General features: G+C 44.4%; 22 protein-coding genes and 1 pseudogene. 9 read left to right on the top strand and 14 right to left on the bottom strand.

Annotated features, from left to right (window positions below; translation table 11 throughout):
• Positions 1–21: 21 nt before the first annotated feature.
• Positions 22–432: a YraN family protein gene (locus PN466_RS13115; protein WP_271940084.1), complete on the bottom strand. Its 411-nt coding sequence runs from the start codon at positions 430–432 to the stop codon at positions 22–24.
• 79 nt (positions 433–511) lie between these two features.
• On the opposite strand from PN466_RS13115, the gene PN466_RS13110 reads away from it, so the two are divergent.
• From PN466_RS13110 to PN466_RS13095, 4 genes and pseudogenes are all read left to right on the top strand, one after another.
• Positions 512–1,021 carry a pentapeptide repeat-containing protein gene (locus PN466_RS13110; RefSeq protein WP_271940083.1) on the top strand — a complete coding sequence of 170 codons (510 nt, stop codon included), beginning with the start codon at positions 512–514 and terminating at the stop codon, positions 1,019–1,021.
• Positions 1,022–1,182: 161 nt separating this feature from the next.
• Positions 1,183–1,515, top strand: coding sequence for a DUF760 domain-containing protein (locus PN466_RS13105; protein WP_271940082.1), 333 nt, complete (start codon positions 1,183–1,185; stop codon positions 1,513–1,515).
• Positions 1,516–1,540: 25 nt separating this feature from the next.
• Positions 1,541–2,077: pseudogene (locus tag PN466_RS26330) on the top strand (DUF4058 family protein).
• Positions 2,078–2,203: 126 nt separating this feature from the next.
• On the top strand, positions 2,204–3,616 hold the full coding sequence (locus tag PN466_RS13095; RefSeq protein ID WP_271940081.1) for a multicopper oxidase family protein: 1,413 nt from the start codon (positions 2,204–2,206) through the stop codon (positions 3,614–3,616).
• A gap of 77 nt (positions 3,617–3,693) precedes the next feature.
• On the opposite strand, the gene PN466_RS13090 is transcribed toward PN466_RS13095, so the two are convergent.
• Positions 3,694–5,052: a matrixin family metalloprotease gene (locus PN466_RS13090; RefSeq protein ID WP_271940080.1), complete on the bottom strand. Its 1,359-nt coding sequence runs from the start codon at positions 5,050–5,052 to the stop codon at positions 3,694–3,696.
• A 254-nt stretch (positions 5,053–5,306) separates the two neighbouring features.
• Here PN466_RS13090 and PN466_RS13085 point away from each other — a divergent pair, with 254 nt between their 5' ends.
• Positions 5,307–5,804 (top strand): HNH endonuclease, encoded by a 498-nt coding sequence (locus PN466_RS13085; RefSeq protein WP_271940079.1) that lies wholly within the window; start codon positions 5,307–5,309, stop codon positions 5,802–5,804.
• A gap of 193 nt (positions 5,805–5,997) precedes the next feature.
• Here the strand turns inward: PN466_RS13085 and grrP are convergent, their stop codons facing one another.
• The 8 genes from grrP to PN466_RS13045 all read right to left on the bottom strand — a co-directional run bounded on the left by grrP (position 5,998) and on the right by PN466_RS13045 (position 16,696).
• On the bottom strand, positions 5,998–6,891 hold the full coding sequence (gene grrP, locus PN466_RS13080) for an extracellular substrate binding-like orphan protein GrrP (protein WP_271940078.1): 894 nt from the start codon (positions 6,889–6,891) through the stop codon (positions 5,998–6,000).
• Positions 6,892–7,040: 149 nt separating this feature from the next.
• The gene (locus tag PN466_RS13075) at positions 7,041–7,943 is read right to left on the bottom strand and encodes an amino acid ABC transporter substrate-binding protein (protein WP_271940077.1); all 903 of its coding nucleotides are present in this window, start codon (positions 7,941–7,943) and stop codon (positions 7,041–7,043) included.
• A gap of 12 nt (positions 7,944–7,955) precedes the next feature.
• Positions 7,956–8,375, bottom strand: coding sequence for a secondary thiamine-phosphate synthase enzyme YjbQ (locus PN466_RS13070; protein ID WP_271940076.1), 420 nt, complete (start codon positions 8,373–8,375; stop codon positions 7,956–7,958).
• A gap of 57 nt (positions 8,376–8,432) precedes the next feature.
• Entirely contained in the window at positions 8,433–9,749 is a 1,317-nt protein-coding gene (locus PN466_RS13065; protein WP_271940075.1) for an NAD(P)/FAD-dependent oxidoreductase, read from the bottom strand.
• A gap of 125 nt (positions 9,750–9,874) precedes the next feature.
• The gene (locus tag PN466_RS13060) at positions 9,875–11,260 is read right to left on the bottom strand and encodes a diguanylate cyclase domain-containing protein (protein WP_271940074.1); all 1,386 of its coding nucleotides are present in this window, start codon (positions 11,258–11,260) and stop codon (positions 9,875–9,877) included.
• A gap of 6 nt (positions 11,261–11,266) precedes the next feature.
• On the bottom strand, positions 11,267–11,656 hold the full coding sequence (locus tag PN466_RS13055) for a response regulator transcription factor (RefSeq protein WP_271940073.1): 390 nt from the start codon (positions 11,654–11,656) through the stop codon (positions 11,267–11,269).
• Positions 11,649–14,645, bottom strand: coding sequence for a GAF domain-containing protein (locus PN466_RS13050; RefSeq protein WP_271940072.1), 2,997 nt, complete (start codon positions 14,643–14,645; stop codon positions 11,649–11,651). The genes PN466_RS13055 and PN466_RS13050 overlap by 8 nt, the downstream gene beginning before the upstream one ends.
• Positions 14,646–14,866: 221 nt before the next feature.
• A complete protein-coding gene (locus tag PN466_RS13045; protein ID WP_271940071.1) occupies positions 14,867–16,696 on the bottom strand; it encodes a caspase family protein in 1,830 nt (609 codons plus the stop codon).
• 255 nt (positions 16,697–16,951) lie between these two features.
• Between PN466_RS13045 and rpmF the strand changes: the two genes are divergently transcribed.
• Both rpmF and PN466_RS13035 read left to right on the top strand, forming a co-directional pair.
• Positions 16,952–17,122 (top strand): 50S ribosomal protein L32, encoded by a 171-nt coding sequence (gene rpmF / locus PN466_RS13040; protein WP_271940070.1) that lies wholly within the window; start codon positions 16,952–16,954, stop codon positions 17,120–17,122.
• Between the two features lie 97 nt (positions 17,123–17,219).
• Positions 17,220–17,825, top strand: coding sequence for a sulfite oxidase-like oxidoreductase (locus PN466_RS13035; RefSeq protein WP_271940069.1), 606 nt, complete (start codon positions 17,220–17,222; stop codon positions 17,823–17,825).
• 4 nt (positions 17,826–17,829) lie between these two features.
• Here the strand turns inward: PN466_RS13035 and PN466_RS13030 are convergent, their stop codons facing one another.
• Positions 17,830–19,224, bottom strand: a complete 1,395-nt coding sequence (locus PN466_RS13030; protein WP_271940068.1) for a sensor histidine kinase — start codon at positions 19,222–19,224, stop codon at positions 17,830–17,832.
• Between the two features lie 165 nt (positions 19,225–19,389).
• On the opposite strand from PN466_RS13030, the gene PN466_RS13025 reads away from it, so the two are divergent.
• Complete coding sequence (locus PN466_RS13025; RefSeq protein WP_271940067.1) at positions 19,390–20,514, top strand: AMIN domain-containing protein; 1,125 nt, start codon at positions 19,390–19,392, stop codon at positions 20,512–20,514.
• 129 nt (positions 20,515–20,643) lie between these two features.
• Positions 20,644–22,332: a GTPase HflX gene (hflX, locus tag PN466_RS13020; RefSeq protein ID WP_390889999.1), complete on the top strand. Its 1,689-nt coding sequence runs from the start codon at positions 20,644–20,646 to the stop codon at positions 22,330–22,332.
• 256 nt (positions 22,333–22,588) lie between these two features.
• Here hflX and PN466_RS13015 read toward each other — a convergent pair whose 3' ends face one another.
• The 3 genes from PN466_RS13015 to PN466_RS13005 form a co-directional block, all read right to left on the bottom strand.
• On the bottom strand, positions 22,589–23,497 hold the full coding sequence (locus PN466_RS13015; RefSeq protein WP_271940065.1) for a 2OG-Fe(II) oxygenase: 909 nt from the start codon (positions 23,495–23,497) through the stop codon (positions 22,589–22,591).
• Between the two features lie 161 nt (positions 23,498–23,658).
• On the bottom strand, positions 23,659–24,144 hold the full coding sequence (locus PN466_RS13010) for a hypothetical protein (protein ID WP_271940064.1): 486 nt from the start codon (positions 24,142–24,144) through the stop codon (positions 23,659–23,661).
• Positions 24,145–24,356: 212 nt separating this feature from the next.
• Complete coding sequence (locus PN466_RS13005; protein WP_271940063.1) at positions 24,357–25,748, bottom strand: hypothetical protein; 1,392 nt, start codon at positions 25,746–25,748, stop codon at positions 24,357–24,359.
• Between the last annotated feature and the right edge of the window lie 40 nt (positions 25,749–25,788).

The raw sequence follows: 25,788 nt of genomic DNA, 5'->3' as shown, positions 1-25,788 counted from the left end.
TAAATCACACAACTATCCGTTTTAAAATGCACCTTGGAGATAGTCTATAATCATAAACTGCTGATGGTTATAGGTGAGTGGTGGGGAGATCGCCCGAACATCTGAACATGTACCCACTCGCTGATAATAGACCAACGCCACATCAAAACGACATCCCCATTCACCAAACTCAGGTGACTCAGCTAGAAAGAGTTCCGCAGCACAGCGCAATTTCTCCTGTTTCCTAGAAGAAATTGCACCTAACCCATTCTGATCCCAATTGCCAGCACTGCGGGTTTTCACCTCCACAAAAACCAACTCTTCCTGCCATTGGACAATCAGATCTAACTCTCCCCAACGACAATGCCACCGACGATGCAAAATCTTTGCACCTTGCTGTTGCAACCATTGAGCAACGGTCTCTTCTCCTTGCATTCCCGGATTGAGCCTCATATCAGTCCACCCTCTTTTCAGCCTCCACCTTCCCATAGGATGATGATATCGCTGTTGAACACCTAAACCGACCATTCCCATGACCGTCAAAAAAATTCCTACTTATCTGATTGGGTTATTGAGTGTATGCCTAATCCTGAGCCTGAGCCTGACTGGAAGCATCGGTAACCTATCCCCAGCGTTTGCCCAAAACTATGAAAAAGTAGACCTGAAAGGTGCTGATTTTTCGGGTAAAGATCTCATAGAAGCTCAATTCGATCAAGCAGATCTGACTGAAAGCAGCTTTGTGGGAGCAGACTTGCGAGGCGCGAGTTTATTTGGAGCCAAATTAATTAGAGCGAATTTAGAAGGAGCCGATCTGAGATATTCCACTATTGGAGAAGCCAATTTTAGAAAGGCGAACTTAAAAGATGTTCTCTTTGAAGGGGCTTTTGCCCAACTGGCCAGCTTTAGAGATGCTAATATCGAGGGAGCAGATTTTACTGATGTGATTCTCCGAGATGATGCTCAGGAATATTTATGTGCGATCGCCAAAGGAACCAACCCCATCACCGGAGAAAACACCCGCGATACCCTTTACTGTGATTAACTTCACCTATTCTCTCCTGCCCTACTCGGGCAGGCTCAGACTTTCCTCGGTTTCGCAAAATCCCTGCTTCCTAAGTTCGGTTCACCTCCAATGGCTTTTTTGAGTCCTCGTTTACAGTAAAAACAGTCAATAGAAGTCACTCTCTCATTGAGTCAAAAACTATGAATCCTAACATACCCTCCCAACATTCCGATCTCTTCGAGCAATTGGCTAATGACAACAACGTCCTAGGTCAATATCTGCATTCCCTAGACCCTGAAGCTGTTAATCATCTCTCACAACCCTCTAAAGAAGCCCTCAGCGTCATGGAACACAACATTGTGGGATTGCTGGGACATTTGCCTCCAGACCATTTCGGAGTGACTATCACCACCAGTCGGGAACAGTTAGGCCGTTTGTTGGCTTCGGCAATGATGACGGGCTATTTTCTGCATAAAGCGGAAACTCGCATGGGATTGGAAGAGCATCTGGCAAACTTAAGCGACGAAGAGTAATCCAACTCAGTGATGAGGAGCGTTTATGCCTTCCCCTTTTTCAGGGATGAACCCTTATCTGGAACATCCAGAACTTTGGCCAGGAGTCCATCACTGGCTCATTATTGAACTGGCTCTAAGGGGCAGTCTCAGAAAGGGCGAAAGCAATATGAGGGTAAGCGCAATAAAGTTTTAAGCAGTTCTACTCATTTAGTGGAGATTGATTTATTGCGCAAGGGACAACCTATACTGGTTTATTACAGCTAAGGTTCCACTAATTATCGAATTTTGGTTAGTCGAGGCGATCGCCGCCCTCAAGCAGATTTGTATGGATTTAATTTATGCGATCGCATTCCTGCATTTCCCTTGTCTCTAATACCATTTCTCTTTAAGTTTGCCACTAATGATTTCTATTGAGGCAATTATCTGAGAGTATTCATTAAGCGCAATATCATAGAGAAATAGTATAAAGTCTGGAGATACGGAATCCTTAGTAGATTTACAGGTATTGTTAGATAATATTTACGATACAGCCAGTTATGATTTAGTCGTAGATTATAGCCAAGATCCTCTGCCCCCTTGATCGGAGGGCGATAGCTGGTTGAGGGAGCAAAATCTGCGATCGCTACCCGATCTCAAGTCTGATTAGTCTATTATGATACCATGTATTTAACCGGACTTAAAAGTGAAAATTATTATATAAAAAAATATGCTCAACCGACGAAAATTACTGACTTATATGGCCGGTACAAGCGGCACAATCCTACTGAGTCAATGTAATCGAAAAACGATCAGCCAAGCACCAGCTATGCCGAATACTCATATCAGTCAAGACGGATTTTTATCTGTGGATATGGTTGCCCAAGAAATGCCAATGCAATTCGGCAGAAATCGGCTCATGCAATGGGGATATAATGGGCAAATTCCCGGGCCAAGACTAGAAGCGAAACCCGGAGATACGATTCAAATTAATTTTCAGAATCAATTACCCCAAACGAGCAACCTTCATTATCACGGATTGCATATTCCGCCCACAGGAAAGGCTGATAATGTGTTTATTGCTGTTCCTCCTGGAGAACAATTCAGCTATGAATTTACGCTGCCTGAAAATCATCCGGCGGTCACCTCTTGGTATCATCCCCATTACCATGGACAAGTAGCAGAACAGGTATTTAAAGGATTAGCTGGCTTGTTGATTGTCCGGGGTGAATTAGACGAAATTCCAGAAATTAAAGCCGCTTCTGAAGAATTTTTAGTGTTACAAGATTTTAGTGCTAATCGTAATGCCCACCTCTCCCATGGGGCAATTATGTTAGGGAGAGAAGGAGAATTGGTGACGGTGAATGGGAAAATCAAGCCAGAGTTTTCTATTCCTGCCCAAGGTTTGCTGCGCTTACACTTGTTGAATGCGTCCAGTTCTCGGTTTTATCGCTTATCCTTAGATGAACATCCCTTTTATTTAATTGCTACAGATGGGGGTGCAATTTCCGAACCGGTAGAATTAAGAGAATTACTGTTAGCGCCAGGAGAGCGAGTACAGGTTTTAATTTCAGGCGATCGCCCCCCATCCCAGTATACGTTATCGAGTTTACCCTATGACCGGGGAACCGTGGGCATGATGGGGCATATGAGATTATCCTCTAGCAGCAACCAAACTCAGGCGATCGCCACGTTCAAGTATACTGAACCTGTCGCCCCCATTCCCCTACCCAAAACCCTGATTCCCATTACACCGTTACCTGAACCGCAAACCCTGCGCCAGTTTACCCTCAATCATGGCATGACTCCAGGAAGGGGAATGGTATTTTTGATTAACGATCGGGTCTTTAATCATCAACGTATCGATGTTAGGGTCAAATTGAATCAAATTGAAGAGTGGGAAATCATTAATCCAGGAGGAATGGATCATCCCTTTCATATCCATCTCAACTCATTCCAAGTGATCGGCCGCAATCAAACTCCTGAACCGCTTTTAGCCTGGAAAGATGTGGTTAATGTCCGTCGTGGTGAAACCGTTCGCTTGCGAATTCAGTATCAAGATTTTATCGGCAAAACCGTTTACCACTGTCATATCCTCGACCATGAAGATCAAGGTATGATGGGTATGTTAGAGATTGTTTGATAATTTAACACTCAAGTGCTTTATTTATGGAATATCCAAGGAAAGGGCAAAACTGGGTTGTTCTTATTCCCCATTCCCTAAACCGTAATCTGATATCCAACGTCTTGTAAGAGCACTAAATCGAGAAGGGTAGGGAATTGTCGTACCCCTAAAGAAACAAAGGGTGTGAGTAAGGAATCTCCACTGATGCCATTGGGTAAGAAATGGTCTTCAATATGGGATAAATCGTCAGCTAAGGGAACCCCTAAACCCTCAGTCATCACTAGGGCATTGGGTCCGATGAAGGTTTGACCGGATATCCATTGGTTAAAGGCTTGGGATTTACCTATACCCAGAATATGGCCGAGTTCATGGGCCGCAACGGTCATTAAATCGACTTGTCCTGGCGGAATATCATTATGGGTTTGGGGCGTTGGATCGATAAACCAATTAATGCTTGAATTAAAACTGATATGACCCGTCCAAGGCTCAAAGTTGGCACTGTTAAATCGGCGATCGAGGTCACTACCAGGAGTCCAATTGCCACTTGGCCCTGCTTGAGCAAGAATTGGAGAGGAGAGGGGCGCTGCACCAACAAAGACGAGTACATCATCAATGGGACGGTCTAGGGTAAACGATACGGTGCTTCGAGTGGTGGGATTTTTGATGTAAATGGAGGTTCCGGGAGCTAGATCTGCAAATTCATCCAGAATATGGCGCTCCCAGAAGGAGGCAGCAGTTTCTAGGATTTGACGACAGTTAGGATCGTTGAAAAAACCACTGTGATCGAATCGATAGTCAAATTCAATGTTAAATGAGGTGGGGGTTTCGGGAGGGGCTAGGAGTAAGGGAGAATCGGATGGTGCGCTTTGGCTGAGGTTAAAGGGGAGAGCCTCACTGATAAAGTCTTCAGGGGTTAATTGATTGGGATGAATACCGGATAAAATGGTAAGGGTTTGGCCGGTGAGGAGATCTTGAATGAGGGTTGTACCGGTTAAGTTATCGGTTCCTAAACCAATGATTAGTCGCTCATAAGTTAAACCACCCATAAGTTGGATATAATCTTGACCGTCTTCAAAATCAAGTATCCAATCTGTTTGGGTCTGGTTTGCGGAGGATGGCTGACTGAGGATAAAGAAGTCTCGATCTGCCCCCCCGATCAGGAGGTCTGAACCGAGGTCTCCGGAAAGGCGATCGCTCCCCTTGTCCCCGTAGAGGGTATCATTTCCTTGACCTCCATGGAGCAGATCCGAGTCTTGTCCGCCATAAAGTAGATCTTGGCCTGTATTGGCTTTGAGAGTATCTGAGCCTTGATTTCCGGCAATCCAATCGTCTCCAGCATAAGTAATGATTTTATCCGGGTTCGGGGTTCCAATCAAAGTATCAGCGCTAGGGGTTCCGGCGATCGCTGATCCTGGAGTCAATGCAGACTCTAATGCATACTCATCTGTTGGCATGGATTTAGTATTTTTATTTATATTCTAGTATAATTTATTATATCTTTTTGGGAAGAACTAGAAAATTTTAGATTATTTTTAGATCGGTAACGCCAAAAATATAATATGGGGCTTCTCTCTTCTATGGAATACAGCTTCAAGCCTTAGCACCATCAATAAGGAGCTGAACAGATGGATTGCAATCCCTGATTTCATGCTTAAAGGAAAACAATGTGCTAGGCTATTTGAAAATCTTTTTGCAATTATCTATATCCATGAGCAAGGTTCTGGTGTTAAATGCCTCTTACGAACCGCTCAATATCGCTACCTGGCGACGGGCGGTTATTCTGTTGCTCAAGGGAAAAGCCGAACAAGTAGAACACAATGGTAAGTTGTTGTGCCCTGGTTTTCCCTTACCAACCGTAATTCGACTGCGGCACTATATCCAAGTTCCCTATAAAGAAATTCCCTTGACAAGACGAAATATTTTGTACAGAGACTCCCATTGCTGTCAATACTGTGGATACAAGGGAGAGGGTCTAACGCTCGATCATGTAATTCCGCGATCGCGCAGAGGAGGAGATACCTGGGAAAACTTAGTCACAGCCTGTGTTCGCTGTAATGTCAAAAAAGGAAACCGGACTCCAGAAGAAGCTTCTATGACTTTATCTCATCCCCCGCGAAAGCCATACAGCAGTCTCTATTTCGAGCTGCAAAAGCATGTGACAAGCGGTACACATCAAGAATGGAAAAAATATGTGATTGGCATCTAAACCCCTGACTTCATCTTCAGGGGTTTTTTCAACGCTAAATGATGGGTAATGATGTGCAAATCTCTAGGGAATATGGAGGAAAGGCTCCTCAACCCAGCAGATTGGTCATTACCCATTCTCCTTGTCTAGAGAGTCTCCGTTTCTCCGTTTCTCCGTGTCATCCCCAGTCCAATCATTCCCTTGAAAGGGGGAGCTATGGGGCGATTGGCACTTGACCATGGGTATCAATAACATCCTGAAAAAACTCAACCACTAAATCCTGATTAATGGGAATAACTCCTTCAGACCCAAACCAGCGATTAATGACGGCTACATCATCCGGTCTCTCCATCAGGTAACCTTGCATGAATTTAGCCAAGCTATAGTTAACCAGATCGCGGAATTTAGAATTATCTTCTGGCATCATACAAGCAATTCCTTCACGGGTATAAGGAACTTCAGGGACAACCTTAAATTGATCTGGATCGCTGGCCGTTTTGCGTAAACCTTCTAAAAGCACACCATCCCACGCAAACGCATCAATCTTACCATCTTGGAGAGCAGCTAATCCTTCCGCACTACCGCGCATAGGAACCAGATCGGCATCCGGTTGAATCAGTTGAATGACCTGTTCATTTGTCGTTCCCAGTAATACACCTACTTTTTTACCTTTTAAAGAGTCTGGTGATTCTAATCGATTTCCTTGTTGAACCAATAAACGAGTCCCGGTGACAGCATAACTTAAGGAAAAGTCTACAAAAACATCCCGATCCCAAGTAAAACTGGTGACTCCACAGACTAAATCAACCGTGCGATTGGTAATTGCAGGAATGCGAGTATCCGGCGTGACTTCAACTAACTCTAAGGTGATTTCTTTCCCCAGTTGAGCTTCCATTTCTTGGCGAATTCGGTCAAGCATATCAATCGAATAGCCCACTAACTCTTCTTGCTCATTAATATAAGCAAAAGGTGCTGTATGGGTACGAGTTCCTGCCGTGAGTACCCCTGTACGCATGACTTTTTCTATCACTGTCTCTGCCCAACTGGGTAGGGATAGACTGCCTGAAAACAGCAAAGTTAGGACGGCGATTGCTAAATTCCGTTTCATGGTTTTTCCCTCACTGAATTAATTCATCTGCTGCATGATACTCAAGGCTTATCTTCATTGTCAATTTTTATCGCTATTACAAATAACAATACGGTGAATTTGTAGGAAGATGAAATCGCTTGTCAGGGATTTTCCTCCCCATCTTACAGTTATTCCCATTCATTTTCTGGAAGCCACTGTAAAGAGTTTAGAGTTTCTTGATAATGAAAATAAACGGCTTGTCGAGGATAGGGAAGTAAGCCATCTGTTCCAAACCAGCGTTGAAAAATGGCAATTTCAGCCGGTTTATCGGTTAAAAATCCTTGCATATATTTAACCAAGCTGTAATTAATCATTGATTGCCAACGAGAATTGTTTTCTGGGAGAATACAAGCATAGGATTCTAAGCTGTAAGGACGACTGGGGGTCACTCTCCAGGCTTGGGGGTCTTTGGCGGTTCTCCGGAGAGCTTCTAGGAGAACTCCATCACTCACTAGGGCATCAATGTTTCCTTGTTCTAATTGTTGCAATCCCTGGACGCGATCGCGCACCCAGATAAATTCAGCATTGGGTTGGATCTTTTGAATGATTTCAGCATTGGTGGTATTTTCAATAACTCCTATCCGTTTCCCCTGTAAAGATTCTGGGTTTCCTAGCTTAGTTTGTTGGGGAACCAAAAGCTGAGTACCTGTGCTAAAGTAGCTAATAGAAAAATCGACGATTTCATCTCGTTCCCAAGTAAAAGAGTTTGAGCCACAATCGAGATCTACCTGATTCTCTTGAATGGCTTGAAACCGATTTTGGGTATCAACTTCGACCCATTCTATCTCAATAGTTTTATTCAGTTCTGCTTCTAGCTCGGCTTGAATACGCTTAACTAAATCCACAGAAAACCCCATCCATTGTCCTCGATCATTTTTGAATCCAAAGGGAATGGTATCTTGGCGAACGGCAACTCGTAAGGTTCCGCTTTGATTCACTTGTTCAAGAACATTAGCTGCCCAACTGGGATAAGCAATAGAAAGGGGAATTAAGCTCAATAGAGCTGTAGCGATCGCTAGTTTTTTCTGCATCTGAATGTTTTCCTAATTTCCACTAATATGAACGACCAGTTCCCGGTGGTGACTCCGACTGCGATGTTCCCATAAGTAAATCCCCTGCCAAGTCCCTAACAGTAAGCGTCCTTGGTGAATGGGAATTTGTTCTGACGTTTTGGTTAATGCGCTGCGGATATGAGCGGGCATATCATCTGGCCCTTCAGCATCATGAATATAACTTATTCCATCTTCAGGAACTAATTTGGCAAAAAAGTTAGCTAAATCTTGCAAAACATCAGGATCGGCATTTTCTTGAATGACTAAACTGGCGGAAGTATGCCTTAAAAACAGAGTACATAATCCAGTTTGAATCCCGGATTCTTTGACTACTTGTTTAATTTGAGCCGTGATAGCAGAAAAGTTCTTTCCTGTGGTTTTGATATGCAATTGGGTTTGATAATGGGTCATGGGGGAATGGGAGAGACACGGGGATGCGGGGACACGGAGACACGGGGAAATGTCCTATTACTCATTACTCATTACTCCTTTGGGAAGAGAATCTTCACCGGTAATCAACCGTGCTCCTCTTCCACTGGTCAGGTAGTTCCATCCCCATTGGACCATGACGACTAATTTATTATCAAACTCGATTAAATAATAGATATGGGCGAATACCCAGGTTAACCAGGCAATAAATCCGGTGAGCTTAATCCATCCTAAGTCTACCACCGCCGCATTTTGACCAATTACGGCTAGACTTCCAACTTCGGTATAGCGGAAGGGGGAATGGGTTTGGCCGCGCAGTTCCTGTTTTATCCATTGGGCCACATATTTACCTTGTTGCATAGCGACCGGGGCAATACCGGGTAAGGGTTGCTCTCCTTGATGGGAGAAGTTGGCTAGGTCACCAATAACGAAAATGTTCGGATAACCGGGAATGCTTAGGTTCTCTTCTACCCTTACCCGACCTGCCCGATCTAGGGCAACTCCGGTTTTCTGATTGAGTACTTTCCCAAGACTCGAAGCCTTGACCCCAGCAGCCCAGAGAATGGTACGAGCAGGAATTACGTTTTCTTTTTCTCCTTGCCGCACGGTTACTGAACTGTCCGTGACTTGGGTGACTAGGGTCTGAGTTTGTACCCTTACTCCTAGCTGGGTAAGGTCTTCTTCTGCTCTAATGGACAATTCTGGCGCGTAAGGAGGTAAGATGCGATCTACACCCTCTAGGAGCAAAATTTGGGCGCTGGTGGTGTTGATGTGATGAAAGTCGTTTTTGAGGACGCTATGGGCTAATTCGGCGATCGCCCCTGCTAATTCTACTCCAGTCGGGCCACCACCGACTATCACAAACGTCAGCCAAGCTTTTTGTTTTTCGGGATCAGTTTCTTTTTCTGCGGCTTCAAATGCGCCATAAATGCGGCGACGCATGAGCAGAGCATCTTCGATAGTTTTCAAACCAGGGGCAATATTTTGCCATTGGTCGTTGCCAAAATAGTGATGCTTCACACCCGTGGCCAGAATCAGGGTATCGTAGGAGAGGGTACGGTTGTCGAGGGTAAGCTGTTGGCGATCGGGATCAATATCCTTTACATGATCTAAAAGGACTTGGGTGTTTTTATTTTGATTTAAAACCAAGCGCAGAGGAGAAGAAATATCCGCAGGAGATAAACTGCCCGTCGCCACTTGATACAGTAAGGGTTGAAATAGGTGGAAATTGCGTTTATCGATTAAGGTCAGTTTAACCGGTGCTTTGCCTAGGCTTTGGGCTGCATAAAGCCCCCCAAAGCCTCCTCCAACAATCACGACATGGGGGACAGAGGGTTGGTTTTTTGCATCAACCATAGCGTTTGGGTTCTCAACGTAAGATTGCGATCCGATCTTAGTTTAGCAATGAAATATTGAATTCACTATGAATGATGAATGATACACTAAAGCCTAGAGATACCATCATTCTCTGGCACTTTGGGTTATTGAGGTTGAAGATCTGGCGATTTGAATTCCCGAAATATCATGCGATCGCGACCCTGTTTTTTAGCTTCGTAGAGGGCTTGATCCGCAATTTCAAACAATTCTTCTCCTGACGTTTCGTGAGTGGGGATGGTTGAAGAGAGTCCCATACTCATCGTAATAAAAGGACTAACGAGTGAGGCTTGATGATCGAGGGATAGTTGACGCACATGCTCTTGGATTTCTTGAGCAACTATCCAAGCTCCAGATGCTTGAGTATTGGGCAAAATTACGACAAATTCTTCTCCACCATATCGAGCCACTAAATCCGCTGGTCTTTTTAAAGCTTGTTTGATTGCTTCGGCTATTTTTTGTAAGCATTCATCTCCCATTTGATGCCCATAAGTATCATTATAACGCTTAAAATAATCTACATCACAGATAATAATGGATAGGGGCAATTTCTCCCTTGCCAGTCGAGACCATTCTCGATCAAATGTTTCTTGCAAACAGCGACGGTTTGCCACTTGGGTTAAGCCATCTAAATTAGCCAGTTGATTTAATTCTTGGTTTACTCGCTCTAATTCAGCGGTTCTTTCAGCTACTTTTCTCTCTAAGGTATAGGAATAGTCCCGGAGTTGTTCATAAAATAGAGCATTCTGAATTGATGCGGCGGCTTGGGAAGCTAGAGCTGTAAATAATTTGAGGTCTTGGGCTGTATAGTCTAGAGCGCGATCGCTACTAATTTGAATTATGCCTAATTTCCCCGTTTGTGTCATTAACGGACAACACATCATAGACACAATTTCAAAATCTTGAGGAATAAATCGAGGATCTAAAGTCACCTGATTTACAATTTCCGCCTTTCCTGAATTAAAAACAGAACCATAAATTCCGATATTAGTTGGAATTTTCTTCCCTAAGATGACTTGATTTTCATCAGTTTTAGGATAAAAAGTTTGCATAGATTGTTCATAAGCATTATAAATCATGACCACTAATGCATTACCCGGTATTTGTTTGAATGCTTCATTCGCCATGAGCTTGATCACTTCATGGACATGCAAACACGTAGATATTTTAGAGGAGATATCATACAAAAAGTTTAGTTCTTCGTATTTGTCTAAAGCATCAGCCGCTAACACTTTTTTGTTGACTTCTATTTCAATTAAATAAATAACCAGTTGGGCAATCGAATCATGGATATCTTCGCTGACGACCCAACCTAAAATTTTATCTTCTACAGCAATTTCATATCCTTGGGCATTAGCTAGGGTTAGCTCTCCTAAAATGGGAATTTGACGATCGTCTAAAATCCCTATCTGATGATTATCGTTAGTGAGCCGCTGGATGATTTTTTTTATTCTAGGCTTGAGGACAATTTTTTTAAAATTAATATTTATCATTAAAATTTACTCATTTATAAATCCAAGAATTTCTCTTGATTTAGCCAATACTTCCTTCGGACGAAAAGGTTTAGTCATATACAAATCTGCTCCTACAGCTATGCCTGTTTTTCTATCAAACTCTTGACCTTTTGCCGTCAGCATAATAATATAGATATTATCAAACTTAGAATTTTCTTTAACTTGGGCACAAACTTCTAGTCCATTCATCTTAGGCATCATCACATCTAAAAAAACTAAGTCAGGGTTTTCTTCTTCAATTACCTGCAATGCTTCTTGACCGTTTTTAGCTGTTAAGAGAATTACGTCATCTTCATCCTCCAATTTTTCAAGAGCTTGTTCCATGAGGATAAGGATGTTAGGTTCATCATCAACAATTAAGACTTTTTTATTCATTGAATTCCTCTATATGCTGTCTAACCACTTTTGGATCGAGGGGAAGCAAAAAAGAAAACTTACTTCCTTGATTAAGGGCACTTTCAACCCAAATTTTACCCCCATGATATTCAATAATCTGTTTACAAATTGCTAATCCTAAACCTGTTCCTTTAGGTTTATTCGTTAAAATATCCCCCACTTGCTTAAACCGCTCAAATACAGTATCCTGGTTTTCTGGTGCAATACCTATACCTGTATCAATAATGGAAACCACCAGGTGATTGTCTGCAACCTCTGCTTCACAAGTAATGGTTCCTTGTTCGGTAAATTTTACAGCATTAGAGATTAAATTAATGAGGACTTGAATCAGGCGATCGGTATCAACTTCAATCACGGGTAAATCTGGATGGATTTTTTTGATTAACTGTAAATTATTACTGTTGATGAGAGAAAAAGTTACGGCAATCGCTCGATCTAAAATCACCTTTGGATTAACGGGTTGAATATTCCAGTCTACTCGACCAGATTCCATTTTTGCAATATCTAATACATCATTGATTAGGGAGGTTAACCGTTCTGCTTCAGAAATGATAATGTCAATGTTATTACTGACTGCGACAACCGATCGCTTCACTTTTCTATCCTGTTGTATAGTTGCAGGAAAAATAATTTCTTCCAGCTTCTCCTGAATCATTTCTGCAAATCCTAGTACTGAAGTTAAAGGGGTTCTCAATTCATGGGAAACTGTGTTTAAGAAATCAGTTTTCATCCGATCTACTTCCCGCTCGACAGTGACATCTCGAATGAGAATCACTGAACCCATACATTGATCCCCTTCCATTCCTTCTCCTTCCTTAATAATACTCGTCGCTAAGGCTTGACCTTCGCGATGATTCCCCAACTTCACATCAAGGGTAATAATTTCTTGATTTCGATTATGAATTAATGCGATCAACTCCTCTAATTCAGGGGAGAAAATCGTCCAAACATTCTGTCCTTCTAGTTGCCATCGTTCTAAGTTAAACATCGACAAAAGAGCAGGATTAAACCGAGTTACTCTCCCTTGGGTATCAGTCACTAATAAGCCATCGGCTAAATTATCAACAATGGCATTTAAATCTGCTAGGGTTATTCGTAATTCACTGGATCGCTTTTGTGCTTGAGAGAGTAATTCTGCCTGTTGTAAGGCTACGCCTAACTGAATGGCAATTTTACGGGTAAATTCAATTTCTTTGGGGTCCCAAGTTCTGGCTTTGGAACATTGATGAATACATAGCAAACCCCATAACTGATTCCCTTTAACTAGGGGGAGAACTAGATTGGCACGAATTTGAAATTTGTTTAAGATATTAAAATAGCAAGGAGATAGATCTGCCGTAAAAATGTCGGAAATGGCTTGTAGTTTTCCGGGTTTATGATTATTGTTCTGATGCCAATCAAAACAATAATCATAAACTTTTTGAGTTAAGGTTGATTCAAAGCTAGGTAAGACATCTTCAGAAACAAATTTTCCCTGAGTACAGTCGGACTCGCGATCAAACTCAAAAATAGCGACTCGATCTGCATTTAGCAGTTGTCGGACTTCTGTTGCAGCCGTTTGAAAAATAGTCTCTAAGTCTAGGGTACGACGAATTTTATCAATTACTTCAGCGATCGCCTTCTCCCGTTGTGCTTCTTGCTCTAATTCATTGGCTCGTTTTTGCAGTTGGGCATCTAATGTGCTTTTTAATTCGCTAGAGCGTTTTTGGGTTTGGGCTAATAATTCTGCTTGTTGAATCGCCACTCCTAATTGAGAACTAATCTGAACTAAGAAGTTGATTTCAATCTCTTGCCAATCTCTGGGGCCGGAATTTTGAAAGACAGCTAATAAGCCCCATAGACGCTGGTGTTGATAAATGGCGACAATGGCATAGGCTCTAGCTTGATAGGATTCTAAGGCCTGAATATAACATTCAGAAAAATTACTATTATAGATATCTGAACAAACCCGAAATAATTGCACTTGATTAAATAATTGGCCTTGGGTTTGCTGGAAGTAAGTATCTGTGACGGACAAATGTTCTAGGTTTTTGAGACTACATTCACTAATCTGACCGTTCAAATTTGGATTTTTCTGTTGCCCGATAATTAAGGATTTCCACATCGGAGCGACGGAGTCTACAACAAATTCTCCACTCCAATCTTCGTTAAAACGATAAATGACGACTCGATCGGCTTTGAGCAGTTGACGGACTTCATCGGTGGTGGTGCGAAAAATAGTATCGAGATCGAGGGATTGGCGGATTTTCGTGATTACAGCAGCGATCGCCTGTTCCCGATCCACAGCCTGAGCTACCGCTTTAGCTAACCGATCTGACTGTTGTTTTTGCCCGGCTAAGACTTCTGCCTGCTGTAGAGCAACTCCTAAATGAACCGCGATTTGGGAAACAAATTCTATTTCTTGGGGTTGCCAACATCGAGGATCGCCACACTGATGAATACAGAGAAGTCCCCATAATATCTCTCCCTTTAGGAGGGGAACCACCAAATTAGCTTGGACTTGGAATTGTTCTAAGATCTGAATATGACAAGTATTTAAACCTTGTGCATAAATATCATTGCAAGCCCAAATTCGTCCTTCTTGGTAATATTGGGCATAATTATCGCCAAAACAGTGATCTTCAATCCGAGCAGCTAAAGTGGAAGAAAAAGGAGGTAAGACATCCTCGGAGACAAATTCCCCCCATTGGTAGTTAGAGTTTTCAGCAAATTGATACATGCCTACCCGATCGGCATTTAACAGTTGTCGTACTTCTATCGCTGTTGATTGGAAAATAGTTTCCACATCCAGAGATTGACGAATGCGTGTAATGACGGCTAAAAGGGCTTTTTGTTGAGCCACCTGGATAGGTTCAGGTTGAATTTGGGTCGGCTGTTCAAGTGCCCATACCCGTTCTCTGAGGCGTTTTACTTCCTCTTGAAGGGAAGTATATTCACTGGTTTTAACCACAATATACTCATCGGACATGGAATTTATAAGGGGGAAAAAGTAACTATCATTGCCTTGATCGGTAGCTTGGCCAGTATAAAAGATTGGAAGGGGAACTGTGCGTAAAGAAGTTTAAACCTTTTTTAGGATTCTGCTGTGCCCCAAGGCAATCGGTAATAAATTTTCTAATGAATAAGGGATACAACCGGTTCGTTGTATCCCTTCAGAGTTGTGAATCTGTTGGCTTTCAGGGCTATGCGTTATAAGCGAGTTTGCCAAACGGCGATCGCCCGTTGGGCCTCTGCATAAGCTCCTGTGTTTTCGGGAACCAATTTAGCTGCCGCGATCGCCTGTGCCGGACCATCACTGGCTAACCGACGGTAGGCAATTTTGAGGATTTCACTACTCCATTGGTTGGCCAGTGTTTGAGCTTGGTTATATCGGGGTTGATCCGCCCCAATGGTCTTCACCTGGGCGATTGCCTGATTATAAGAAGACGCTTGATTGGCCTTAATCTTACTACTGGCTTGTTGAATCACCACCTGATTCGCCTTGGCTTGAGCTGCCTGCTGTTGCCAAGTGGTGATTGAACTTTGGGCTGCTGAATAAGCCGAGACTTCGGGTGGCACCAGTTGAGCAGCGGCGATCGCCCCCTCAAACTGCCCTTGAGCTGCCCGACCCATGGCAATATCCATAATGGCTTGACTCCATAGCTCAATTTTTCCTTGAGCCTCAGCATAATTGGGATTATCTGCCGAAATTTTCCGCGCTTCTTCAATCGCCTTTACATACAGCGATGCTTGCTGAGAGCCTAAAATACTCGTCACCTGGGTCAAGGTTGGGGCACTCGCTGGCTGAGGTTGGGGAGCGGGAGCCGGTGTAGCTACAGTCGCTGGAGCTTGAGGAACCGCTGGAGAAGGAGCTGGAGTCGCCGCGACTGGAGAATCAGCCGGGGCAGGAATCACCACCACTTCCGAAGGACTTGCGGCAGGAGTTGGAGCCGGAGAACCCGCAACTGGATCAGTCACTGCTGGACTAGGTGGTGTTTCGACCGTAGTTAACGCATTACGATTGCGTAAAAAGACTCCTCCAATCAAAATTAGGGCAATACCCCCCCAAGCCAGAATCAGTAATCGCCAAAATTGTGCATCTTCTTCATTGGATTTGGGGTCTTGAGATTGGGGTTTTTTGTCAGGTTCCATAGGCTTATGAATATCTGTTGAGGTTTTCTGGGCAACAGGGCTTGGCTGAGGAATAACCCCAGAACCGGACGGAACACTTAGTGGTTCAGCGGTACTGGAACTTTGAGAAAAGGCTTCCTCTGTTTCGGTCTCCTCAATCGGTAAAATCACCCGATGAACTCGGCCGGGAGGATTCACCACCATCAAGGCTTGTTGGTTGGGTCGATTGTGTTGATCGCTCAATTCCATTAGCCGACGGTGCAGATAATGATCTAAACTCGCTAATGTACTGCATTGACCTGATCGCAATCCTTCCAGCAAAGCAGCCGTAAATAACCCTTGTCGTAATTCTAAGGTCTCTTGGGAAAATTGACCGGGTTGACACGAAAGAAGAGTGGCAATTTCTAGTTCTCGCGCTAAATTAGCGGTCTGATTCCCTAAAAGTCCCCCAATTTGCAAACTCGATGGCCGATTCATATCTAACACCACCAACAGATTTTGAGTCGGTAAGTTGGCGAGAGAGTTGAATAACCAAGCCATAGAGATTCCTGTGGTGCTGACTTGATTGGGATCGCTGTCAATGGGCATCAGATAGTCTTGGCCATCGACACTGGAACCGTAACCACTAAAGAACAGCCAGAGGCGATCTTCTGGATCGAGCTGGAATTGTGGATGATTGCCACTAGAAATTTTCTCCATCCATCCTTCTATTGTGGGGCGATCCGGGTAAGTTGATTCACCCTGAATGGGTTGAGAAACCTCACTCAGGAGTAAGCATTGATCCAGAGATAACCCAGCTTGATACGTCCAAAAATCACAAAATGCTTGGGCATCTTGTTGGGCATAGCTTAACGGCTGGAAATACTGATACTGATTAATGCCGATGGCGATCGCCCTAGTTTTTCCCATGACCCACTCCTAATATACCTAGTGCCTTGATGGTTAGTGTCTTTGAATTTGTCTTTAATGTATCGGGTATTGTCCTTGGTCACAAGAGGGGGTTGGATGGGGGACATGGGCACACTCGAGACCCAGAGATGGAGGAGAATGGGAGAGAGAAACCTTGACTCATTTGCCTATTGCCTATTGCCTATTGCCTATTGCCTTCTGTATAATTGAAAGGTTGTGGAAAAATTGCCCTCTTAAAAGGGACTCTGACATCCTATGGCTGTTCCAAAGAAGAAAACCTCTAAAACAAAACGCAATCAGCGTCGCGCTGTCTGGAAACGCAAGGCAGCACTAGAAGCCCAGAAAGCTATGTCTCTGGGTAAGTCCATCCTTACGGGACGATCCAATTTTGTCTATCCTTCTGATGAGGATGAAGAAGAAGAGTAAATTGCCTATCAAAACTGGGGAAAGGTCTGGGAATGGGTGGCATCAGGTCACCCATTCTTGACTATTATAGAGAGGAAAACCCTCAACGCTTTGTGGTATGGCAATTGGTAAATTTTTCAGCAAACCCGATCCGTCCTTGCAAGATCGCACTCCACCTGGGCAACATCTCAGTAAGGGGTTTCCCGTCCTCACGTATGGGGAAACGCCCGAAGTTACGGCCGATGCCTGGCAATTGAAGGTATGGGGATTAGCCAAAGAAGTGAGCTTCACCTTCTCCGACTTGATGGCGATGCCCCAACATGACTTCACCAAAGATTTTCATTGTGTTACCCACTGGTCAAAGCTAGATGTGCAATGGCGTGGGGTTCGGGTCATGGATTTCATGAAACAGGTAGACCTTAACCCTACAGCGACCTATCTGATGCAACATGCCTATGGAGGATATACCACTAATCTGACTCTGGAGGATTTCTTAAAAGAAGATAACTTCTTTGCACATACTCTCTTTGGTGAACCTCTATCCGCAGACCATGGGGGCCCCGTTCGCCTCGTCATCCCCCATCTATATGCTTGGAAAAGCACCAAGTGGATTCATGGTTTAGAATTTCTCGATCGCGAAGAGTTAGGCTTTTGGGAGAGTAATGGCTATCATCGTCGCGGAGAACCCTGGGCACAAGAGCGATATAGTGATAGCAATCGATAATGGCTTAGGTAAGCTCTAACTCAATAATGAATGCTGTTCCTTCACCTGGTTGAGATTCACATCGCAACTGTCCATTATGGCGTTCAGTAATAATTTGTTGGCTCAGAGATAGTCCCAATCCTGTTCCTTTACCCAGGGGCTTGGTGGTAAAGTAAGTTTTAAAAACTTTCTCTTGAACCTCTGGAGTCATACCTGTACCATTATCCGCAATGCGAATCTCTACACGATCGCTAGAAGATAAGGAAGTCGTAATCTGAATCTGGGGATCTTCCGTCTTATACCCCCCTTGTTCGAGTCTTTCTTCGATCGCATCGATCGCATTACTTAACAAGTTCATGAAAACTTGATTGAGTTGTCCCCCATATCCGACAACCTGCGTAATTTCACCATAGTGTTTCTGTACTACAATCTCCGGTTGACTGCCTTTCGCTTTCAAGCGATTATGTAAAATCATCAAGGTGCTATCCAAACCTTCATGCAAATCAACCGGTTGCAGAGTTTGATCGTCTGTACGGGAAAAATGACGCAAACTCCGAACCAGTTGATTAATGCGGTTGGCTCCCACTTCCATAGAAGCAAGAACTTGGGGTAAATCTGCCACCAAAAACTCTACATCTAGATTCTCTTGGGCCTGTTGAATTTCGGCCCCAGGTTCTGGATATTGGTTTTGGTAGAGTGTTACTAACTCTAACAAGTCTTGAGTATAGGCGATCGCGTGGGTCAAATTCCCACAGACAAAACTGACTGGATTATTAATTTCATGGGCTACTCCCGCAACCAACTGCCCCAAGGAAGACATCTTATCCTGTTGTACCAATTGACTTTGGGCCAGTTGTACTTGCTCTAAAGCCTGTTGCAGCGCTTCGGACTGTTGACGATAAGAAGTCTCTGACTCTTTAAGCGCCAATTCTGTTTGTTTGCGATCGGTGATATTCTGAACTATCCCTTCATAATATAGAAGAATTCCTGCCGGATTCCGCACTTCCCTAGCCGTTTCCGAAATCCAAATCACTTGGCCATCCGGTTGGCGAATTTGGGATTCAAAACCCCACACCTGTCCGTATTTCGTTAATTGCTCTACAAACTCCTGGCGACGGTCTCTATCTACATACAGATCTCCTACTCGAATTCCCTCATTCTTCAGAGCTTCTACAGTAGAATAACCATAAATCCCAGCCAGAGCTGGGTTCGCACTGATTAACTCACCCTCTGGAGTGCTTTGAAATATTCCCTCCATGGCATTCTCAAACATGGAGCGATATTTTTCTTCTGCCTGCCTCCGTTTGGCAACCTCATCCGCTAACTCTAAGTTAGCTTGGGCCATTTGTTGGGTTCGTTTCACCAGTCTTTGATGGATATTGGGGGTTGAGCGGGGGTCAATGCCCTCAGAAAAATTCATCCGTCGAATATGGGTCTCAGGTTTTGAGTAGTGTTCATACAAGTACATAGCATCGTTTCCCCCCTAGGTTTACGCAACTCTATCTATTAGTATCTAAGAATTCATGAAATCTTGATGTGACAATACCCTAATCAACTTGTGATTATTCGCTCAAAAAGGTGTGATATGAATTACAGACAAATGCAAGCATTAAGTCGGAGACTTTGGAGGTCTCCACTCAACATTGTCCTGGATTCCTTAGGGTGGATTGGAGCAATCGCCTTATATTTCCTGGCTTTTCCCGCTCTAGCTGCCGAACTTAGACAATGGCAATATGACCCCCTGAAGACTCAATTGGAATTAATCTTTCAAGGAGAAATAACACCTCGCTACTTCGTTGTCGAGAATCCCCTGAGAATTATTTTAGAATTACCGGATACAGAAACTCAAGTACCTACGGATCGCAATTTTTACTCTGGATTGATTCAGGAAATTTCCTTAGAGACTTCAGAATCCGATAAGACAAAGTTAATTTTATACTTATCTCCTGGGGTGACATTAGCCCCAGAATCAGTGCAGATCGAATCCTCTCCCACATCTGCTGGATTCTATAGAACCGTGATTCGTCCCTTGATTACTCAAGATCGCTCAACATCAACCCTAACTCTCCCTCCAGCCACATTTGAACCTCCAGCCAATCAGCCCCTCGTCTCGGTTCCTCCCCTATTTCCCCGTCAGTCCCAAGCGCCAACTGGCAATACGGAAGAACCCACCCCTGGAGCATCAGCCGCTTCCCTGGTCACCCAGCCGGCATCCGTAGAAACGACACCAGATTTAGTCGGAATCAGAAGGCGATCTCTCCCTCAAGCTCCTGCCCCCACTTTGGATGTGCCCCCTATCCGCTCTACAGTGATTCCTACCATCGAGTTTGGGCAAGATTTGCCCTCGTCGAATTCAGGAACCAGAATTGCTCAGAATCCTAGATCGTCCCTCCCTCGCGGAACTCGTTTAAAATTGCGCTATCCAGGCCAGGAGAGCATTTACCTCACTCCCGGTATTCCCCTACAAGAAGTGTTAATGGTTCATGAAGCCATCACAGATCGGCAGGGGAGTTTACTGATCCCCGTAGGAACACGGGTAATTGGGCAATTTGAAACCCAAGGCCAACAGAGTCGCTTTCAAGCCACTGCGATTATTCTAGGCTCTGACCGTACCTTCCCCATTCAAGGACAATCGGATCGCCTGACTTCTGTCAATCCTTATCTGCCAGTCATCATTCAACCCGGACAGATCATCGAGATTCGCTTATGATCGCGGCCAGATTTCCATTAAAATTTATCGCTAAAGACAACCGGACAGAATCGATATACTACAATCGTGTTATCCCCATTGGGATAACATCTGTTTAATCTTGTGCGACTGCTCAGGGAGAGAGAGCCTATCGATACTATCTACGGCAACATTCAAGGATTAAAGCCGAGTCAACTCAAACAATTGCAACGGTTGTATCATCAACGGCTACCGGGCGATCGCCTAACTACGTCCGAATTTGCCCAGCGCGTTGCTGCCATTAGCTCAGATATTAATCAACCCGTCTGTAGCTACATTAACCGTCGCGGTCACGTCATTCGCGTAGGAGTCGGGAGTCCCCACCAAACCCAGATCCCCCCTCTGGAACTGCCCCGATATGGCATGGAGCGACTGAGCGGTATTCGCTGTATTGCCACCCAACTGAAGCAGACTCCGCCCAATAAGTCATCGCTCACTGCCATGGCTTTACAACGGTTGGATGCTCTAGCGGTGTTAACTCTCAGTGGTGGGGGTTCCTATCGTAGTGGTAAAGGGGCGACGGGCTATGTTAAATCAGCCTATCTCGCCCATTTAATTGCCGATCCGCAACTGAATTGGATTCTTTCTCCTCCTGTGAGTTTGGAGGAATTGACTGATTCAGATTTTCTGGACTTGGTAGAAGAACTGGAAAATGAATTTCGCAGAGAAGCGGTTGCTCAAGCCGTTGATACGGAGCAAGACCGGGTATTATTGGTGGGTCTACAGGTGGATCGAGCTAGTCCCGAACGGTTCTCAGAAGGGTTGCAAGAGTTAGCTCGGTTGGTGGAAACGGCTGGCGGTATCGTCTTGGAAAGCATGCAGCAGAAGCGATCGCAGCCCCATCCGCAAACCGTGGTTGGTAAGGGTAAGGTCTCGGATATTGCCTTAACCGCCCAAACCCTAGGAGCCACCTTAGTCGTATTTGACCGGGATTTATCCCCAGCCCAAGTGCGAAATTTGGAAACCCAAATTGGTATTCGAGTCTTAGACCGTACTGAAGTAATTTTAGATATCTTTGCCCAACGGGCCCAGTCCCGTGCCGGGAAACTCCAGGTGGAGTTAGCGCAACTTGAATATATGTTGCCTCGGTTGACGGGGCGCGGTCAAATGATGTCTCGGTTGGGTGGAGGTATTGGAACCAGAGGCCCAGGGGAAACCAAGTTAGAGACTGAGCGGCGGGTGATTTCACGACGCTTGTCTCGTTTGCAACGGGAAGTGAGCCAACTGCAAGCTCACCGAGGTCGTTTGCGTCATCAGCGGCAACATCGGGAAATTCCGGCGATCGCCATTGTTGGATATACGAACGCAGGTAAATCCACCCTGCTCAACACCCTAACCAATGCTGAAGTTTATACGGCTGACCAGTTGTTCGCTACCCTGGATGCCACCACCCGCCGTTTAGTTGTTCCCCATGCCGTTACTGGAGCAGCGCAAACTATTCTAACGACAGATACCGTGGGATTTATCCACGAACTGCCCCCTCCCCTGGTGGATGCATTCCGGGCGACTTTAGAGGAAGTCACTGAAGCGGATGCCCTGTTGCATTTGGTCGATCTCTCCCATCCTGCGTGGGAACAACAAGTGGAGTCGGTAACTACCCTGTTATCGGATCTGGAGATCGAACCTTGTCCTAGTTTGATGGTGTTTAACAAAATCGATCGCGTCGATGGCGATACCCTGGCTCTAGCTCAAGAAAACTATCCCCAAGCTCTGTTTATCTCCGCTAGTGCGCGTCTGGGTTTAGAAACCCTGCGTCACAAACTCGGTCAACTGGTTCATTATGCTGCCCATCAAAATTAGGGAATAAAGAGAAATTCCTTGTGAACTTATGCACTTCCAATACCATCCCAAACATGACTTACCCTCAGCTCAAGATTTACCGGACTCGGATGAAACCCCTGTGGATAATCAGAAGTGCATCAACTAAAGGGAGGTGAATACCAGTTATAGCAGAGAAAGAGTCGGTTAGGACTCCGGTTCAATACTGAAACCCAGCTAACATAACCTATTCCCTATTCCCCATTCCCTATTCCCTAGCGTGCAGCGCTATAGATTACTACGCTCTTCTCACCCAACCGTTAATCGTAAACCGACTATCGGTAAACTTTTTCGAGGGACAACGCACCGGTAGGACTTCATGTAAATAACGACTGAGGAAAAAGACAATACTGTTATGTCGGGGTTCAACCGTTTGGTACGTATCTGCTTTAGCATAATACCCATTTTTGATGGTACTGTCGTAAAGGAGCAGCTCTCCCCCACTAAAGTTTTTGGGTTGATTATGGAAATAGTAAACATAGGTTAGCTCTCGGGTGGCAGTATCTGGAGAGCCATTATCATTATGGAGCCTAAAATAATGACCATCATTATGGGCGGTTAATTGGGCTTCCACATCGTGGGGTTCAAACAGGGGGCGATCGAGTTGGGGTAAAACTTCTGGTATTATCCCTTTTATCCGTTCAATCATCATCTCGGAGAATTCGGGGAAGTGATAGAGAACGGTGGAATAGCGATAGTCTGCTTCTCCAGTGGATGTAGTGGTACTCGTGAAATCTTTTTGACGTTTTTTGACATATTTGAGTAAGCGATCGCACTCTTCGTCACTCAGGAAGTTATCTAAATGGACAAAGCGGGAGGTAATGGTATTCGATATGGGAGCCGGGGGTTGAGGTGCAGGAGTAGCCATCTGCTGTGTTTTCTGTTGCACATATAATGGCGGCTCTGTAAGGACTCCAATGAGTTGATGACTGGGAAAACATAGCGCCTGGCGATCGTCATTTAAGGGAATTTGAAATAATTGAGAACCAGAGCTTCCCTGGTTTCCTATCTGGGCAGCCAAGACTTTCATCACCGCTACCAGGATAGGAGAATTGGAGGGCAGAGACAGGGTATACTGATGACCTCCAGCTAAGAGCAGGGTGACTTTAATGGTTTGAACTGCGGCTACTGATGTTTGGCTACTCATTGGATGAACAGTGTAGAGTTGATAGTGAACAGTTATAGCGCTTTGCGCTAGGGAATAGGGAATAGGGAATAGGGTTGTGGTATATGGCTTTAAGGATGCAATACTGTCCCTCATAGCAGTGCAAAGCGCTGTAATAGTTATCTTACGATCGGGGAAGTTCTTTAATTCAGAAATTCTATACTTTGAATCTCCGATGTCCAAAATTTCCATTTACCCTTATATTTTTTTAAGGTATGAAGTACGATCAGTTGGTTGTCTCTAAATTGAGCATCACCTCCAATTTTGGTCGTCGTTTGAGTGGCCATAATTTGAGCTTTATCACCCATGAGTTCAACAATTTCCCAATCGTTCACTTCATATCTTAAATCCATTAAATCTATGGAATAGAGCACCGTTTGTTCTGTGATTTCCCATTGGGGAGAATCCGGGTGCATTGTGTTCATATATCTCTCAACATTTTCTGCATTGATAGCGTTTAAGTTTTCGTCGAGTAAGGCTTGGATTTTTGCTCTCTCTTCAACTTCTTTAGTCTCAGATGAATCTCGTTCATAGCGTGAGTTGAATACGTCAGTCGCAGACGCGATCGTCGGTAAAGACTCAATCGAGAACAAAGCAATAATGGAGGCTAAGGCAATTTGATAAAACATAAATAGTTAGATTAAAAAGCTAAAGGTTATTTGATTCTATAGCGCTTCGCGCTAGGCAATAGGCACGAATAGCAATAGCTTGTATGGCTTAGGGTCTAAGGCTTTAAGCTATACTTCATATGGAGAGAGAAAAGTTATAATTTTTTCTTATCTCTCTATCCTCCCATCTCCACGTCTCCCTATCTCCCTATCTCCCCATTCCCTCATCCCTTCTAAAGTCTCGGCGGAATGACATACCACCCATACCAGTGATGAACGGCTAACCAAGTGACGGATAAGAGGGCAGCTAAACTTAAGGTTAACCCACTATAGGCAACCAATAGCCCTAAAACGGGTAAAACGGCTCCGGAGATAGTGGCAATGAGTGCAGCAGAGGATTCTCGACGATTGTCACCTAATCCCCAAGCTAGGGGAAGTAACACAAAAGAGAGGAGAACCCAGGATAGTTCTGGGCTAAGGACGCGACTGGCGTAGGTGAGGGCAAAAATACAGGCGAAAAACACGCCACAGGCGATCGCCACATCTCGCAGTTGCAAAGGTAACGATAAATACAGCAAGCCAATCCACCAGAGCAATAAACCAGGAGTGAGTAACAGTAGACGGGGCAAGACTCCTGTTCTGCCCACAGGACTCGTAGCGGTAAATACACCGAAGGGATTACGGACAGAAACGTTATCTTCAAATACCCAGATAAACCGTTTACCTTGTCCTTCTTCGAGGGTTTGAGTGGGGACGATACCACTGGCAAAATCAGCTTTAGGAAAATTGGCGATCGCCGTTAACTGAAAATTGGATAATAATTGTCCATTGGCATTATAGACCCATCGCGGAGACCCTTGAACTTGATAAGTAACCCGAAATTGGGCAGTTTCTTTAGACTCTAAGCTAAACGGAAAACCGTAATCTCCGGGATTAATGGGTTCTAAACGCTGCCCATCGCGATCGATACGAAAATTCTGGAGGATCGTATAGCTGTAGGGAGGCTGGATTTCAAAGAAAAAAGCCTCCTTCTCTCCCAAGAGATTCGTTACCTGATACTGAGCATCAAAAGAAACCTGATAAACCGGGAGATTCGTTTGCACATCCATCACCTGATTGAGCAATACGTCAATCTCAGAAGCTTCTAAAGTCAAATAGCGGTTGACCTCTCGGACTTCCTCCACCTCCACATACTCACCATCGACATATTGGTTATAGCGATAGGTTTCAGGAATGGTGTAGCGCACTTGGGGAGCAGCTTGTTCCAATCTCTCCCTAGAGAGGATCTGGGCAGATTCAACGACTTTGGCTTGTTCCCAATGATGATAACGGTTAGCTAGAGTCGTACAGAAGAAAAAGCCGATCGCGATCGCCATCAACAGTACCACACCATGTTGCAGAAGTTCCAAGAGCCGATCATAGCGTTGTAACCATTTATGCGTCCAAGCCGAAGGATCTCGATCCCGTCGCAGGGCAAAACCCAAAGCCGCTAAGACAAAACCAAATCCTGCCACCACCAGAATAAAAATGAGAAAAGCATTAAAAATATGACTGCCAAACTGCATTAATTCGTCGGCATGGGTAAGATCGGGTAAATTGGGAATGCCTTCAGGAAGTCTAAACATAAGATCTTATAGCGCTTCGCGCTAGGGAATAGGGAATAGT

The organism is Roseofilum reptotaenium CS-1145 (assembly GCF_028330985.1).
GTDB lineage: Bacteria > Cyanobacteriota > Cyanobacteriia > Cyanobacteriales > Desertifilaceae > Roseofilum > Roseofilum reptotaenium.
Note: the sequence above shows the minus strand (reverse complement) of the source record. Positions and strands in the feature narration are given on the sequence as shown.